Source organism: Salipiger thiooxidans, from assembly GCF_900102075.1.
GTDB classification, from domain to species: Bacteria; Pseudomonadota; Alphaproteobacteria; order Rhodobacterales; family Rhodobacteraceae; genus Salipiger; species Salipiger thiooxidans.
The window spans coordinates 239,143-253,481 of sequence record NZ_FNAV01000004.1 but is presented as its reverse complement, the minus strand read 5'-3'; the positions used below and the strand labels follow the sequence as shown (position 1 = coordinate 253,481).

Here is a 14,339-nt window from a genome sequence, read left to right as displayed (position 1 = left end):
ATTCAGGAAGGGTTAAATCGCTGATTTTCTAACGGGATAGACGGAAAATCCCGGTGACTGCCTGACAAAGCGACATTTTTATCGTCTACATTTGCATACATCGGCCCTCCCGCCCCTGCTCATGCCGTCATCACCGCGAGCGCCATCGCCGTCAGCACCGCGTGGCACGGTCCCCAGAGCCTGCGCTCGACCGGGCGCCGCGCCGCGAGACTCAGCGCCGCGAGCGCCCCCTGCACCGCCACCGCGAGCCATCCGGTCCAGCGCGGCCAGCCGAGTCCCGGGAAGCCCGCCGCCGAGATGATCGCGAGTGCCAGATAAAGCAGCACCGGCACCGTAAGCGCCGCGGCAAGCCTGCCGGCCGGCGACAGCGGAGCGCCCGGCCCGTCCCACGCGTCACCCTGCGCGGCCTGCGTGACATCTAGCCCCGGCCCCCAAGAGGACCAGGGCGCTCCGAAGGCCAGTGCAATGTGGAGAATCGCCAGCGCGAGACAGAGCGTTGCGTGAAGATGCGCGATCTGGACCGTCACCCCGCATCCTCCTGCCCGCTTGCGTCGCGGCACCGGGGACGGCACCGCGCCCCCGCAGGCTGGCAATGATCGGCGCGCGGGTAAAGCGTGACCCGGTGTCACGCCTCCCCCGGACGGTTATCCCGGACGCGCCCGGCGGGCGGTCACCCGGCCCAGGGCGCCTTTCGCTTCTCGAAGAAGGCCGAGATGCCCTCTTGCGCCTCGTCGCTCTGCCAGCGGATCGCCAGCGCCTCGATGGCGTGGTCGACCTGCTCCGGCGTCACGCGCCCGGCAAGCTCGTTCAGCAGCGCCTTGGCCTCACGCACGGCGAAGGGCGCGCAGGTAAGATAGGGCGCTACCTCGGCCTCGACCGCCGCGTCCAGATCCTCGGGCGCCACGACGCGGTTCAGCAGGTCGAGCCGCATCGCCTCGTCGGCGTCGAAAATCCGCGCGTTCATGAAGACCTCGCGGGCCCGCACCGCGCCCATCCGCGCGATGACGAAGGGCCCGATGTTGGCGGGAATCAGCCCCAGCCGCACCTCGGTAAAGCCCATGCGGATGCCGCTCGCGCCGATCGACACATCACAGACCGCCGCGAGCCCGACACCGCCGCCGAACGCATTGCCGTGGATCCGCCCGATCAGCGGCTGCGGCAACGCGGCCAGCGCGCCCATCGCGCCGGCGATGCGCCGCGACTCGCGCTTGCGGGTCTCCGCGTCCATACCGAACTGCTCGCGCATCCACGCCAGATCGCCGCCAGCGCAGAAGGTCGGCCCCTCGGCCGCCAGCACCACCACCCGCACCGTCGCGTCGCGGGCCAGCTCGCCCGCCGCCGCCTCAAGCTCGGTCATCATCTGCGCCGACAGCGCGTTGTGCTTCTCGGCCCGCGCCAGCCACAGCGTGGCGACCCCGCGCGCGTCGCGCTCTACCCTGATCGTGTCCATGTCCTGTCTCCTCTGGCGGGCTCAGGCCCGCATCGCCCGCGCCAGTGCGGCGGCCTCGGCCAGCACGCCCGTGTCCAGCTCGGTGTCGTAGCCAAGCGCCTCGAGCCGCGCCGCCACCGCCTCGGTTGCAACGTTGCCCGCGGCGCCGGGCGCGTAGGGGCAGCCCCCGAGCCCGCCCACGGCGGCGTCGAAGACCCGCAGCCCGCGGCCCAGCGACACCTCGATATTGTCGAGCGCCCGCCCGCCGGTGTCGTGGAAATGCCCGGCAAGCTTGCCTGCTTCGATCTCGCCCAGCACCGCCGCCAGCATGGCGTCGACCGCCTCCGGCGCGCCGCGACCGATGGTGTCGCCGAGCGAGACCTCGTAGCAGCCCATGTCGCGCAGCGCTGCCACAACCCGGGCCACCGCCTCGGGCGCCACGACGCCGTCGTAGGGGCATTCCACCACGCAGGAGACATAGCCCCGCACCGGCACGCCGCGCGCCAGCGCCGCCTCGGCCACCGGGCGGAACCGCTCGAGGCTCTCGGCGATCGAGGCGTTGATGTTGGCGCGGCTGAAGCCTTCGGAGGCGGAGCCGAAGATCGCCACCTCGTCGGCGCGTGCCTCCATCGCCGCGTCGAAGCCCCGCATGTTGGGCGTGAGCGCCGCGTAGGACACCCCCGGCGCGCGCGTGATCCCGGCCAGCACCTCGGCCGAACTCGCCATCTGCGGCACCCATTTCGGGCTTACGAAGCTTGCGCATTCGATACGCCGGAAGCCGGCCCGGCTCAGGCAGTCGACCAGCGCGATCTTCTCCGACGCCGGGATCTGGCGCGCCTCGTTCTGCAAGCCGTCGCGCGGCCCGACCTCGAAGATCTCGACATAACCGCTCATCTCAGGCCCTCTCGTTCAATTCCAAATGTCCCACCCGGCGATGCTCAGCTCGGCCACGCCGGGTAGAAATCCTGCGCGTAGAGCCGCCCGCCCTCGTCCGTCAGCGACTTCGCGAACGCCTCGCGCTCGCAGATCCGTTCGTACCAGGCGGAAAGCTCCGGGAAGCCCTCGATGGCCGCGAAATGACGCGCCATGTAGACCGCCTGCCCCACGGCGATGTCGCAGGCAGAGAAGCCCGAGGTCAGCAGGTGGTCGCGATTCTCGATGGGCGTCGACAGCCGCGCCTCGATGGCGCCGTAGCATTTCTCGATTCGCTTCGCCTCGAGCTGCATGACGATGGGCGAGCGCATGTGGTCCTCGCGCAGCATGATGTGCTGCTGGGTGAGGCTCGCCGTGTGCTGGCTGACGGTCTCGGCAAAGTGCAGCCAGCTGAGCCAACCCATGCGGTCGGGCGAGCCCGGCGCGCGGCCGAGCCCCGCTTCGGGGAAGCGTTCGCAGAGGTACTCCATCATGGCGAGGCTCTCGAACATGCGCTCGCCCTCGATCTCCAGCGCCGGCACCCGGCCCGCAGGCGAGAGCAACAGGTACTCCGCCCCGCGCAGCGACTTGTCGAAGGGCCGCTCGACCACGTCGAAATCGACACCCAGTTCGTAGAGCAGCCAGAGCACCCGCATCGAGCGGCTCTCGGGCACGTGGTGGAGGCGGATCATGTCGCCGCCTCCCCGTCGCTGTCCTCGTCCTCGAGCCGGATCAGCGCGGCGCCTGCCTCGACCTGCGCGCCTTCCGAGACCAGCACCTCGGCCACGACGCCGTCGCGCGCGGCGGTCAGGGTGTGCTCCATCTTCATCGCCTCGAGCACCGCCAGCCGGTCACCGGCCTGCACCTCCTGCCCGGCGACCGCCAGCACCGACACGACGCGGCCCGGCATCGGCGCCTCGATGAGGTTGCCCGCGGCACCCGCGCCCGCGGCGCGCGCCAGCGGATCGACGACGTGGAACACCTGCCCGCCCGCGGCAAAGACGGTGATCTCGCCAGAAGCGGCGAAATGCGCCGCGGCAGGCCGCCCGTCGAGCCGCCAGCCGCCATCGCCACGCTCGGCCAGCACGACGCTCTCGCCCAGCCCGACCTCGACCCGGCCCGGCCCCGCAACCCGCAGCACCGCGGTGATCTCGTCATCGCCGTGCTGCAGCAGCACCGTGCGGGACAGCGGCCCCCAGAGCGTGAACCCGCCCTGCCAGCCGGCATCCTCCCAGAGCCCCGCCGCCACCAGCGCCGCCTGCGCCACCACCGGCAAGGGCAGCTCGGGCACCGCCACCAGCGCCTCGAGATCGCGGCCGATGAGGCCGGTGTCGACCTCGCCCGCGGCAAAGCCTGCGTGCCGCGCCAGCGCGCCGAGGAAGGCGAGGTTGGTCACCGTGCCCGCCACCTGCGTCTCGGCGAGCCCGCGCGCCAGCTTGCGCAGGGCGATCTCGCGGGTCGCCCCGTGCACGATCAGCTTGGCGATCATCGGGTCGTAATGCGGCGAGATCACATCCCCCGACCGAACGCCGCTATCCGAACGCACGTCTTCGGGGAAGGCCAGGTGCGCCAGCCGCCCCGTGGCCGGCAGGAAGCCCGCGGGCACGTCCTCGGCATAGAGCCGCGCCTCGAAGGCATGGCCGTTGAGCCCGAGCTCACCCTGCGTCTTCGGCAGCGGCTCGCCCGCCGCCACGCGCAGTTGCCACTCCACCAGGTCGACGCCGGTCACCAGCTCGGTCACCGGGTGCTCGACCTGCAGGCGGGTGTTCATCTCCATGAACCAGAACCCGTCCGCGCGCAGCCCGCGCGAGCCGTCGACGATGAACTCGATGGTGCCCGCGCCCTTGTAGCCGATGGCCTCGGCCGCGCGCACCGCCGCAGCGCCCATGGCCTGCCGCATCTCGGCGGTCATGCCCGGCGCCGGGGCCTCCTCGATCACCTTCTGGTGGCGGCGCTGAAGCGAGCAGTCGCGCTCGAAGAGATGCACCGCGTTGGTGCCGTCGCCGAAGACCTGCACCTCGATGTGGCGCGGCTTCGAGACGAACTTCTCGATCAGCACCGCCTCGTTGCCGAAGGCGCCGCGGGCCTCGGCCTGCGCGCTCTTCAGCGCGTCGGCAAACTCCCCGGGCCGCTCCACCAGCCGCATGCCCTTGCCGCCGCCCCCGGCGACCGCCTTGATCAGCACCGGGTAGCCGATGGCCTCGGCCTCGCCCGCGAGGAAGCGCGCGTCCTGCTCCTCGCCGTGGTAGCCCGGCACCACCGGGACGCCGGCCTCGTGCATCAGCCGCTTGGCCGCGTCCTTCAGTCCCATCGCCCGGATCGCCTTCGCACCGGGCCCGACGAAGATCAGCCCCGCCGCCTCGACCGCGTCAACGAAATCGGGGTTCTCCGACAGGAACCCGTAGCCCGGGTGAATAGCTCCCGCCCCGGTGGCGCGCGCAGCCTCGATGATGCGCTCGCCGCGCAGGTAGCTCTCGGCGGGCGCCGCGCCGCCGATGCAGACCGCCTCGTCCGCCATCGCCACGTGTTTCGCGCCCGCATCGGCCTCGGAATAGACCGCGACGCAGCGCAGCCCCATCGCCCGCGCCGTCTCCATCACCCGGCAGGCGATCTCGCCCCGGTTGGCAATCAGCACCGTGTCAAACATCTCCGACCTCCCCGGTCCCAGTCTCTTCATCTTGCCCGGAAAACTCCGGGGGGAGCGCGCCCTGGCGCGCGGGGGGCAGCGCCCCCCATGCAACATCCGTCATCCCGCCAGATCCTCCACCACCTCGAAGCGCTCCAGCATCATCGCAACGTCCGGCGCGAACCGCCCCGAGCGGGTGAGATACGCCTCGTAGCCACGCCGCCAGTGGGCGAGATCGGTGAACTCGCCCTGCTCCGCCGCCATCTCCCCGGTCATCTCCGCGAACGGCACCCGCAGCACTTCGAGCGTCCGTGTCGCCAGCGCGGGCGCACCGTCCCAGTCGAGCACGATGTCCACGCGCCCCACCACCGGCAGCGCCTCGTGGCCCTCGTCGAACGCCGCCCAGGCCTCGCAGCTCGCCCGCTTCCGCCCCGACCGCATCAGCGCGAGGATCTCGGCGTTGAGCGCGGCCGAATCCCCCGGCCGGTAGCTCTGCGCGCCCGGCCAGCGGGCCAGCGCCGCCTGCAGCGCCACGGTCATCGCCCCGCCCCGATGCCAACATTACATCCGGAACACGCCAAAGCGGGTCTCCTCGATGGGCGCGTTGAGCGTGGCCGAGAGCGACAGCGCCAGCACCGCGCGTGTCTTGCGCGGGTCGACGATGCCGTCGTCCCACAGCCGCGCCGAGGCATAGAGCGGGTGCGACTGGCGCTCGAACATCTCGATGGTGGGCCGCTTGAACTCGGTCTCCTCCTCGGCCGACCATGCCCCGCCGGCGCGCTCGATGGCGTCGCGCTTCACGGTGGCGAGCACGCCCGCCGCCTGCTCGCCGCCCATCACCGAGATCCGGCTGTTGGGCCAGGTCCACAGGAAGCGCGGCTGGTAGGCCCGCCCCGCCATGCCGTAGTTGCCGGCCCCGAAGGAGCCGCCCACCAGCATGGTGATCTTGGGCACGTTGGTGGTCGCCACCGCGGTCACCATCTTGGCGCCGTGGCGCGCAATGCCTTCGTTTTCGTATTTCCGCCCGACCATGAAGCCGGTGATGTTCTGCAGAAAGACCAGCGGCACACCGCGCTGCGAGCAGAGCTCGACGAAATGCGCGCCCTTCTGCGCCGCCTCCGAGAACAGCACGCCGTTGTTGGCGACGATGCCCACCGGCATGCCCTCGACATGGGCGAAGCCCGTGACCAGCGTCTCGCCGTAGCGCGGCTTGAACTCGTCGAAGCGCGAGCCGTCCACCACGCGGGCGATGACCTCGCGGATGTCATAGGGGGTGCGCAGGTCGCCCGGCACCACGCCCAGGATCTCGTCGGGATCGTAGGCGGGCGCCTCGGGCGACTGCATCGCCACGCCCGGGGTTTTCACCCGGTTGAGCCCGGCCACGGCGCGGCGTGCCAGCGCCAGCGCGTGGGCGTCGTCCTCGGCGAGGTAGTCCGCCACCCCCGAGAGCCGGGTGTGCACGTCGCCGCCGCCGAGGTCCTCGGCCGAGACCACTTCGCCCGTCGCGGCCTTCACCAGCGGCGGGCCGGCAAGGAAGATCGTGCCCTGCTCCTTCACGATGATGGTCACGTCCGACATGGCGGGCACATAGGCGCCGCCCGCGGTGCACGAGCCCATCACCACCGCGATCTGCGGGATGTTCTTGGCGCTCATCCGGGCCTGATTGTAGAAGATCCGGCCGAAGTGGTCGCGGTCGGGGAAGACCTCGTCCTGGTTCGGCAGGTTGGCCCCGCCGCTGTCCACGAGGTAGACGCAGGGCAGCCGGTTCTCCTCGGCGATCTCCTGCGCCCGGAGGTGCTTCTTGACCGAGAGCGGGTAGTAGGTGCCGCCTTTCACGGTGGCGTCGTTGCAGACCACCATGACCTCCTGTCCCGAGACCCGGCCGATGCCCGCGATCACGCCCGCGCAGGGGGCCGCGCCGCCGTACATGTCATGCGCCGCAGTGGCGCCGATCTCGAGGAAGGGCGAGCCCGGGTCGAGCAGGTTCGCCACCCGGTCCCGGGGCAGCATCTTGCCCCGCGACAGATGCCGGTCGCGGGCCTTGGCGCCGCCGCCCGCGGCGGCCAGTTCCGCCGCCTCGCGCACCACCTCGAGCGCCGCCAGATGGGCGTCGCGGTTGGCGCGGAAGCCCTCCGAGGACGGGATTGCTGTGGATGCCAGTTTCATGAAACCTCCCCGGCCGCCTCGGCCGTCCGTTCCGCGGCCGCGATGGCCTTAAGTTCCTTGCGGATCACCTTGCCGGTGACCGTCATCGGCAGCGCGTCGAGAAACGCGATTTCCCTTGGATAGGAATAGGTTGCCAGCCGCTCCTTGACCCAGGCCTGAAGCTCGGACGCGCGGACCTCGACGTCCGGGCGGAGCACGACGTAGGCCTTTACCAGCTCGGTGCGCAGCGGACAGGGCTTGCCCACAACGCCCACCGTGGCCACCGCCGGATGGGTCATCAGGCAGTCCTCGATCTCGGTCGGGCCGATGCGGTAGCCGGCGCTGGTGATGACGTCGTCCTCGCGCCCGACGAAGCGCAGGTAGCCGTCCTCCCAGGTGCCCCGGTCGCCGGTCACCAGCCAGTCGCCCCGGAACTTGTCGGCGGTTTCCTGCGGTTTCTGCCAGTATTCCAACAGCATCGAACCCGCGCCCCGCCGGATCGCCACATCGCCCTCGCCGTCGGTCTCGTTGCCGTCCTCGTCGATCACCGCGATGTGGAAGCCCGGGGCGGGCTTGCCGATGCAGCCCGGACGGGCCGGGAACAGCGCGCCGCAGGACGAGGCCACCATGTTGCACTCGGTCTGGCCGTAGAACTCGTTGATCTCGACGCCGAAGGCCTTGCGACCCCAGGCCAGCATCTCCGCCCCCAGCGGCTCGCCGCCCGAGGCGACCGAGCGCAGGCCCGGCAGCTCGGCGCCCTCGGACTTCAGCATGCGCAGCGCCGTGGGGGGGAAAAACACATTGCGGACAGATACTTGCTGGCAGATCCTCAGGCACTCGGAGGTCTCGAACCGGGGCATCCGAGCGGCCACGACCGGCACGCCGAGATAGAGCCCTGGCATCAGCACGTCGAAGAGCCCGCCGATCCACGCCCAGTCCGCCGGGGTCCAGAGCACATCGCCCGGCTGGCCCAGCAGGTCGTGGCTCATTTCGACGCCGGGCAGATGGCCCGTCAGCACCCGGTGCCCGTGCAGCGCGCCCTTGGGTTTGCCGGTGGTGCCGGAGGTGTAGATGATGATCGCCGGATCCTCGGGGCCGGCGTCGGCGGCAGGCTCGGTTGCGCCGTCCTGCGGCAGCCCGGTTTCGGTCACCACCGAAAGCCCGAAGGGCGCCAGCATCGCGGCCCCCTCGTCGTCGCTTACCACCACCCGCGCGCCGCTGTCGCCCAGACGGGACTCGAGCGCGTCGTGCTTGAAGAGCTTGAAAAGCGGCACCGAGATCGCGCCCATGCGCCACGCGGCGATATGGGCGGCGGCGCAGAGCGGCGATTGCGACAGCAGCACCCCCACCCGGTCGCCGCGCGCCACGCCCTGTCCGCGGAACCACGCCTCGACCCGCCGCGACAGCGCCTGGAGCGCACCGTAGCTCACCACCTCGGGCGCGCCGCCTGCGCGCATGTCGAGGATCGCCGGGCGCCCGGGTTCGCGCGCCGCCCAACTGTCGCAGACCTGCTCGGCCATGTTGACCCGGGCTGCCTCGGGCCAGCGGAACCCCTCGCGCAGCGCGTCGTAGCCTGCCCCCTCCGCCAGCGTCCGGCGCCGTGCGGTCTCCTCCGTCGAAAGGCTCATGACGCGGCCCTCACGCGCGGTTCAAGATGCACCCCAGACTCCTCATATGATGGATTTGCAACAGCCCAAGTCCCTGAGTTCCAAGCTTGACTCAGATCAACATGCGAATCTGCCCGAGCGCCCAAATGGCCCCACGTGCGATTTGGAAAGGGACTAAGATGAACACGACCAAACTCGTCTCCGCCGCGGCCGTACTGGCCGTCTGCGCCACCGGCGCGCTGGCTCAGTCCAAGGGCGACATGACGGCGGGGATCGGCTTTGCCTGGGTGAACCCCTCTGACGACAATGGCAGCCTCGCCAGCGGTGCGCTCGACATGGATGTCGGTGAGAACACCCAGCTGTCGCTGACTTTCGAGTACTTCATCGCCGACAACCTTGGCATCGAAGTGCTGGCCGCCACGCCCTTCACCCACCAGGTCAAGGCCAACGGGTCGGACATCGTGAAGGTCAAGCACCTGCCGCCGACCGTGACGCTGAACTACCACGTGCCGACCAACACCGCCTTCACGCCCTTCTTCGGCGCCGGTGTGAACTACACCACCATCCTCGGGCTCGAGGACCAGAAGATCTCGGGTCTCGACATCAAGGACAGCTGGGGCCTGTCGGGCCACTTCGGCGTGGACTACGCGATCAGCGAGCGCTCGGCGCTGCGCGTCGACGCCCGCTACATCGACATCGATCTCGATGTCGAGCTGAACGGCGATGACATCGGTACCGTCGAGGTCGACCCGTGGGTCTTCGGCGTGTCCTACATCCTGCGCTTCTGACCGCGCCCCGGGCCTCAGCGATTGAGGCTGTAGAAGAACTCCACCGCCCGCGCGGCCGTCAGGTCGCGCTGGCATTCCGCCCCGTAGATCACCCGGATCGAGCCGCCGCCCGCCTCTTCGTAGCGCCGGGCGCATTCCGCGTCGCGGTCCTTGATCCACTGGCGCTGCGCGGCGAGCAGGCTGTCCCAGCTGCCATTCGCCTGCGCCCGCGCCTTCATCGGCGTCCACCACGCATTCAGCAACTCGTCCCAGCCACGCTGCTCGCGCATGATGCACTCGGCGATGCCGATCGTCGTGTCGTCCTTGCAGCTCGGTTGGAACATGCCGACGCATTTGCCGAGCACTCCCGATTGCGGCCCCGAGGCCGAGGATTCGACGCAGCCCTGAAGCTTGGCCGCGTCGCTGGAGGCCGCTGACGCCGCGACGGGCACCAGCAGGCAAAGGCAGATCGCAAAGGTCTTCATGGCAATGACATGCTCCGAAATGACGTCGTGACAATGACGCCACCCTAGCAGGCCACCGCGATTCCCCCAACCGCATGGCTCAGCTCATCGCCGCCATGAGTTCGCGGCCGATCAGCATCCGGCGGATTTCCGAGGTGCCGGCGCCGATTTCCATGAGCTTTGCGTCGCGGAACAGACGTGCCACGGGCGCATCCGCAAGGAACCCCGCGCCACCCATCGCCTGCACCGCCTGGTGCGCCTGCACCATCGCCTGCTCGGAGGCATAGAGGCAGCAGGCCGCCGCGTCCTGACGGGTCACGTCGCCGCGGTCGCAGGCCTTGGCGACCTCGTAGACATAGGCGCGGGCCGAATTCATCGCCGTGTACATGTCGGCAATCTTGCCCTGCATCAGCTGGAACGACCCGATCGCCTGTCCGAACTGCTTCCGCTCGGTCAGGTAGGGCATGATCTCGTCGAGACAGGCCGCCATGATGCCGGTGCCGATCCCCGCGAGCACCACGCGCTCGTAGTCGAGGCCCGACATCAGCACGCGCACGCCCTTGCCCTCTTCGCCGAGGATGTTCTCGAAGGGCACTTCCACGTCGTCGAAGATCAGCTCCGCCGTGTTCGACCCGCGCATCCCGAGCTTGTCGAAATGCGGGCTGGTCGTGAAGCCGGTCATCGACTTCTCGATCAGGAACGCGGTGATGCCGCGGCTGCCCGCATCGGGGTCGGTCTTGGCGTAGACCACCAGCGTGTCGGCGTCGGGTCCGTTGGTGATCCAGTACTTGTTGCCGTTCAGCACGAAGCGGTCGTTCTTCTTCTCGGCGCGGAGCTTCATGCCCACCACGTCCGAGCCTGCCCCGGCCTCGGACATCGCGAGCGCGCCGACGTGCTGGCCCGAGACCAGCCCCGGCAGGTATTTGGCCTTCTGCTCCTGCGTGCCGTTCAGCTTGATCTGATTCACGCAGAGGTTCGAGTGGGCGCCGTAGGACAGCGACACCGAGGCCGAAGCCCGGGCGATCTCTTCCACCGCCACCACATGGGCAAGGTAGCCCATGCCAGCACCGCCGAATTCCTCGGGCACGGTGATGCCCAGAAGGCCCAGCTCGCCCATTTCGGTCCAGAGCTCGTTCGGAAAGGCATTCGAACTGTCGACCTCGGCCGCCATCGGCCTGACCCGCTCCTGCGCCCAGCGATGAACCATCTCGCGCAGGGCGTTCACATCCTCTCCCAGGTCGTAACGCATGACCGCGTTGAACATTCCTCGCCCTCCTCCGACGATTATTGAACGCTTGTTCATATCTACGCTCAGGGTCACGCTTGCGTCAAGAGGCAGGAACAGGTCGGCGGGTCGCGGCGTTTCAGGAGGGACACAAGGAAGAACCCAAAGGAGGACACCATGTCCAAGGATCTCAAGTCCGAATTCTGGAGCCAGCTCAAGGATGTGCGCGCCGGCCTGCTGGCCGCCGACGGCGAACGCCCGGTGCCGATGTCGCCGCAGGGCGATGCCGACGAAAACGCGATCTGGTTCATCACGGCGCGCGGCACTGCCGCCGAACGCGCCGCGAAAAGCGGTGGCGAGGCGTCGTTCCACGTCGCTGATTCCCGCGCCCACCTCTATGCCAACGTGTTCGGCACGCTAACTTTGGTGAACGATTCCAAGAAGCTCGACGAGCTCTGGAACGCCTTCGCCGCCGCCTGGTTCGAGGATGGCCGCGACGACAACTCCGTTCAGCTGGTGAAATTCACCCCGCACGAGGCCGAGGTCTGGGCCGGTGACGGTGGCGCGAGCTTCCTCTACCAGATCGCCAAGGCCAATCTGACCGGTGACACGCCCGACGTGGGCGATCATGGTCGGGTCGTGTTCTGAACAACGACCAAAGGATTCGCCCGATGACCCTGCCCCGCCTCGCCGCGCTGCTCGCCTGCGTTCCCCTCATGTCGCAGGCCGAGCAGGTCGGTGAGGTCGGGGTGGACTGGACCGGGAACGACATCATCATCGAGGCCGTCGCCGACCCCAAGGTCGAGGGCGTGACCTGCCACATCGCATATTTCGACCGTGGCCTCATCGACCGGCTGTCCAAGGGCAACTGGTTCGAGGACCCGTCGAACGCTTCCATCGCCTGTCGCCAGACCGGGCCGATCACGGTCGGGGACATCGACAGGTCGGAAGACGGCGAGGATGTGTTCAGCGCCTCGCGCTCCATCGTTCTCAAGAGTTTGCGGGTGAAGAGGATCTTCGACGAGGCCAACCAGACGCTGATCTACCTCGTTCATGCGAGCGAGCTGGTGGACGGCTCCGCCAAGCTCGCGGTCTCGACCGTGCCGCTCTACGGCTCGGACTGAATCCTGCCGGATCAGGCCGCGACGGTGACGTCGTGGCCGTATATCCAGTCGAACTGCTGCAGCATCCGCTGCGGCATCAACCGCCCCGCGAGACCCAGCCCGCGATGCGCGACCCCGCGCAGCAGCGGGTTGCGAAGGTGGTACTTCCATGCATTGCCATTGGCCGCGGAGACGATCCGCTCGCAGCGATTGCGACGGCGCGACTGGTAACGCTCGAGCGCCCGCGCCTGATCGGCGTCGGCCGCGAGGCAGGCCGCCAGCGTCCATGCATCCTCGAGCGCCATGTTGGCCCCCTGCGCCATGAAGGGCAGCGTCGGGTGGGCGGCGTCGCCCAGAAGCGCCACGCCCTCGCCATGCCAGCTGCGCGCCACCGGGTGACGGAACAGCCCCCAGAGCCCGACGCGCTCGACCGAGGCCAGCATCTCTGGCACCCGCCCGCCGAAGCCCGCGAAGGCCGCTCGCAGGTTCTCGGGAGCATCCTCCTGCGCCCAGCCCTCGTCGACCCAGTGGCTGCGCTCTTCCACGGCCACGAGGTTCACCGAGCTGCCGTCGCGCAGCGGGTAGCTGACGATGTGGCGCCCAGGCCCCATGTGGACCTGCGCCTCGGCCGGATGAGCGGAGGTGTTGGGGACGATGGCGCGCCACGCGACCTGCTTGGTGAAGAAAGCGCTGGCGCTGCCGTTGAGCGCCTGGCGCAGCACCGAATGCAGCCCGTCCGCGCCCACCACGAGATCGCCGCCCACGCTGTCGCCGTTGCAGAGCTCGAGCGACGGCATCGGACCGGGGACCACCGAACGGACCTTCTGCAGGAGCCGGATCCGCACCCCGGCCTCGCGCGCGGCATCAGCCAGCAGCTCGACGAGGTCGGCACGGTGCACGAACTGGTAGCCCTGCCCCTCGGGAAGCTGGCCGAGGTCCAGCCGCAGCACCTGCTCGCCGCTCAGCCCGTCGCGCAGCACCACCGCGCGCGCCTTGCAGGCGCGGGCCGCCAGCCCTTGCGCCAGCCCCAGCGCCTCGATCACCCGCAGCCCGTTGGGGCTGACCTGGATCCCGGCACCGACCTCGGTGATCGCCTCCGCCTGTTCGAGAACCAGCACCTCGGCGCCCCGTTGCCGGAATGCCAGTGCTGCCGCAAGACCGCCGATACCGCCACCTGCGACCACGATCCGCCTGCCGTTCAGAGCCATTGAGTCCGCGCTCCTACGCGCCGTCCGCCCCGGCCTCGCCGGGAAAGCAAAGCGCCGGAGCCTACGCCCCGGCGCTTTGGTCGTCACTGCCGATCCGGGAAGACCCCCGGCATGGGCTCAGTCGTCGCGATGCACCTTCTCGCGACGCTCGTGACGCTCCTGCGCCTCGAGGCTCATCGTCGCGATCGGCCGTGCGTCGAGACGCTTCAGCGAAATCGGTTCGCCCGTCACTTCGCAGTAGCCGTATTCCCCTTCGTCGATGCGACGCAGCGCGGAGTCGATCTTGGCGACGAGCTTGCGCTGGCGGTCGCGCGTGCGCAGCTCGATGGCGCGGTCGGTCTCCTCGCTTGCGCGGTCGGTGACGTCGGGAATGTTGCGGGTCGCTTCCTGCAGGGCCTCGATGGTGTCACGGCTCTCGGCAAGAATGTCGTTTCTCCAGGCAATCAACTTGCGGCGGAAATACTCGAGCTGACGCTCGTTCATGAACGGCTCGTCCTCGGCGGGACGGTAGTCGTCCGGAAGAAAGGTTTCGGGCTTCATTTCTGCTCCCTCTGAAAAGCCGGCCCATCGCACTGGTTAACCCCTCAACGATCCCGGCACCCCTTGCGAGGCTGCAATTATCCCAAGGCCAACACGTTGTCACTACACAATGCAGGAGCGTGCGGGCAAATTTTGGGCATCGCGGCGACAAGGGTATGAGAGCACCGCGAAACAGGGTCATCCGCCCGAGACCACAGAGGTTTTTGCCCGCACAGGGCGGCATTTCCCACGGCCCGAGCGGGTCCGGACAGGGGTAATAATTATGATTAAATTTTATGCATATTTGTCGCCATACGCGCATGACGTTGGGTCA

15 protein-coding genes are annotated in these 14,339 nt (G+C 69.0%); 3 read left to right on the top strand and 12 right to left on the bottom strand.

Going from position 1 to position 14,339, the window contains the following annotated elements; all coding sequences use genetic code 11:
- Positions 1 to 119: 119 nt before the first annotated feature.
- From BLQ77_RS07520 to BLQ77_RS07485, 8 genes are all read right to left on the bottom strand, one after another.
- On the bottom strand, positions 120 to 527 hold the full coding sequence (locus tag BLQ77_RS07520) for a hypothetical protein (RefSeq protein WP_089957445.1): 408 nt from the start codon (positions 525 to 527) through the stop codon (positions 120 to 122).
- Positions 528 to 670: 143 nt separating this feature from the next.
- The gene (locus tag BLQ77_RS07515; protein ID WP_089957443.1) at positions 671 to 1,450 is read right to left on the bottom strand and encodes a crotonase/enoyl-CoA hydratase family protein; all 780 of its coding nucleotides are present in this window, start codon (positions 1,448 to 1,450) and stop codon (positions 671 to 673) included.
- 21 nt (positions 1,451 to 1,471) lie between these two features.
- A complete protein-coding gene (locus BLQ77_RS07510; protein WP_089957439.1) occupies positions 1,472 to 2,323 on the bottom strand; it encodes a hydroxymethylglutaryl-CoA lyase in 852 nt (283 codons plus the stop codon).
- Between the two features lie 44 nt (positions 2,324 to 2,367).
- A complete protein-coding gene (locus BLQ77_RS07505; protein WP_089957436.1) occupies positions 2,368 to 3,033 on the bottom strand; it encodes a glutathione S-transferase family protein in 666 nt (221 codons plus the stop codon).
- Complete coding sequence (locus tag BLQ77_RS07500; RefSeq protein ID WP_089957433.1) at positions 3,030 to 4,988, bottom strand: acetyl/propionyl/methylcrotonyl-CoA carboxylase subunit alpha; 1,959 nt, start codon at positions 4,986 to 4,988, stop codon at positions 3,030 to 3,032. Before BLQ77_RS07500 ends, BLQ77_RS07505 begins: the two co-directional genes overlap by 4 nt.
- Before the next feature lie 99 nt (positions 4,989 to 5,087).
- Positions 5,088 to 5,507: an ASCH domain-containing protein gene (locus tag BLQ77_RS07495; RefSeq protein ID WP_089957429.1), complete on the bottom strand. Its 420-nt coding sequence runs from the start codon at positions 5,505 to 5,507 to the stop codon at positions 5,088 to 5,090.
- Between the two features lie 21 nt (positions 5,508 to 5,528).
- A complete protein-coding gene (locus BLQ77_RS07490) occupies positions 5,529 to 7,133 on the bottom strand; it encodes a carboxyl transferase domain-containing protein (protein ID WP_089957426.1) in 1,605 nt (534 codons plus the stop codon).
- Positions 7,130 to 8,740 (bottom strand): AMP-binding protein, encoded by a 1,611-nt coding sequence (locus tag BLQ77_RS07485; RefSeq protein ID WP_089957423.1) that lies wholly within the window; start codon positions 8,738 to 8,740, stop codon positions 7,130 to 7,132. The genes BLQ77_RS07490 and BLQ77_RS07485 overlap by 4 nt, the downstream gene beginning before the upstream one ends.
- A 158-nt stretch (positions 8,741 to 8,898) precedes the next feature.
- On the opposite strand from BLQ77_RS07485, the gene BLQ77_RS07480 reads away from it, so the two are divergent.
- Positions 8,899 to 9,507, top strand: a complete 609-nt coding sequence (locus BLQ77_RS07480; RefSeq protein ID WP_008885975.1) for an OmpW/AlkL family protein — start codon at positions 8,899 to 8,901, stop codon at positions 9,505 to 9,507.
- A gap of 14 nt (positions 9,508 to 9,521) precedes the next feature.
- Here the strand turns inward: BLQ77_RS07480 and BLQ77_RS07475 are convergent, their stop codons facing one another.
- Both BLQ77_RS07475 and BLQ77_RS07470 read right to left on the bottom strand, forming a co-directional pair.
- Complete coding sequence (locus BLQ77_RS07475) at positions 9,522 to 9,971, bottom strand: lysozyme inhibitor LprI family protein (RefSeq protein ID WP_089957420.1); 450 nt, start codon at positions 9,969 to 9,971, stop codon at positions 9,522 to 9,524.
- 79 nt (positions 9,972 to 10,050) lie between these two features.
- Positions 10,051 to 11,214 carry an isovaleryl-CoA dehydrogenase gene (locus BLQ77_RS07470; protein ID WP_089957418.1) on the bottom strand — a complete coding sequence of 388 codons (1,164 nt, stop codon included), beginning with the start codon at positions 11,212 to 11,214 and terminating at the stop codon, positions 10,051 to 10,053.
- Between the two features lie 138 nt (positions 11,215 to 11,352).
- On the opposite strand from BLQ77_RS07470, the gene BLQ77_RS07465 reads away from it, so the two are divergent.
- Both BLQ77_RS07465 and BLQ77_RS07460 read left to right on the top strand, forming a co-directional pair.
- A complete protein-coding gene (locus tag BLQ77_RS07465; RefSeq protein WP_089957415.1) occupies positions 11,353 to 11,823 on the top strand; it encodes a pyridoxamine 5'-phosphate oxidase family protein in 471 nt (156 codons plus the stop codon).
- A gap of 23 nt (positions 11,824 to 11,846) precedes the next feature.
- On the top strand, positions 11,847 to 12,299 hold the full coding sequence (locus BLQ77_RS07460) for a CreA family protein (protein ID WP_008886284.1): 453 nt from the start codon (positions 11,847 to 11,849) through the stop codon (positions 12,297 to 12,299).
- An 11-nt stretch (positions 12,300 to 12,310) separates the two neighbouring features.
- On the opposite strand, the gene BLQ77_RS07455 is transcribed toward BLQ77_RS07460, so the two are convergent.
- Both BLQ77_RS07455 and dksA read right to left on the bottom strand, forming a co-directional pair.
- Complete coding sequence (locus BLQ77_RS07455; RefSeq protein WP_089957412.1) at positions 12,311 to 13,486, bottom strand: FAD-dependent monooxygenase; 1,176 nt, start codon at positions 13,484 to 13,486, stop codon at positions 12,311 to 12,313.
- Between the two features lie 117 nt (positions 13,487 to 13,603).
- Positions 13,604 to 14,026 (bottom strand): RNA polymerase-binding protein DksA, encoded by a 423-nt coding sequence (gene dksA / locus BLQ77_RS07450; protein WP_008886276.1) that lies wholly within the window; start codon positions 14,024 to 14,026, stop codon positions 13,604 to 13,606.
- Positions 14,027 to 14,339 lie beyond the last annotated feature (313 nt).

Excerpts from the sequence above, each read along its gene's own strand:
- BLQ77_RS07515 (WP_089957443.1), bottom strand. The coding sequence starts at position 1,450 with ATGGACACGATCAGGGTAGAGCGCGACGCGCGCGGGGTCGCCACGCTG.
- BLQ77_RS07510 (WP_089957439.1), bottom strand. The coding sequence starts at position 2,323 with ATGAGCGGTTATGTCGAGATCTTCGAGGTCGGGCCGCGCGACGGCTTG.
- BLQ77_RS07505 (WP_089957436.1), bottom strand. The coding sequence starts at position 3,033 with ATGATCCGCCTCCACCACGTGCCCGAGAGCCGCTCGATGCGGGTGCTC.
- BLQ77_RS07500 (WP_089957433.1), bottom strand. The coding sequence starts at position 4,988 with ATGTTTGACACGGTGCTGATTGCCAACCGGGGCGAGATCGCCTGCCGG.
- BLQ77_RS07495 (WP_089957429.1), bottom strand. The coding sequence starts at position 5,507 with ATGACCGTGGCGCTGCAGGCGGCGCTGGCCCGCTGGCCGGGCGCGCAG.
- BLQ77_RS07490 (WP_089957426.1), bottom strand. The coding sequence starts at position 7,133 with ATGAAACTGGCATCCACAGCAATCCCGTCCTCGGAGGGCTTCCGCGCC.
- BLQ77_RS07485 (WP_089957423.1), bottom strand. The coding sequence starts at position 8,740 with ATGAGCCTTTCGACGGAGGAGACCGCACGGCGCCGGACGCTGGCGGAG.
- BLQ77_RS07480 (WP_008885975.1), top strand. The coding sequence starts at position 8,899 with ATGAACACGACCAAACTCGTCTCCGCCGCGGCCGTACTGGCCGTCTGC.
- BLQ77_RS07475 (WP_089957420.1), bottom strand. The coding sequence starts at position 9,971 with ATGAAGACCTTTGCGATCTGCCTTTGCCTGCTGGTGCCCGTCGCGGCG.
- BLQ77_RS07470 (WP_089957418.1), bottom strand. The coding sequence starts at position 11,214 with ATGTTCAACGCGGTCATGCGTTACGACCTGGGAGAGGATGTGAACGCC.
- BLQ77_RS07465 (WP_089957415.1), top strand. The coding sequence starts at position 11,353 with ATGTCCAAGGATCTCAAGTCCGAATTCTGGAGCCAGCTCAAGGATGTG.
- BLQ77_RS07460 (WP_008886284.1), top strand. The coding sequence starts at position 11,847 with ATGACCCTGCCCCGCCTCGCCGCGCTGCTCGCCTGCGTTCCCCTCATG.
- BLQ77_RS07455 (WP_089957412.1), bottom strand. The coding sequence starts at position 13,486 with ATGGCTCTGAACGGCAGGCGGATCGTGGTCGCAGGTGGCGGTATCGGC.
- dksA (WP_008886276.1), bottom strand. The coding sequence starts at position 14,026 with ATGAAGCCCGAAACCTTTCTTCCGGACGACTACCGTCCCGCCGAGGAC.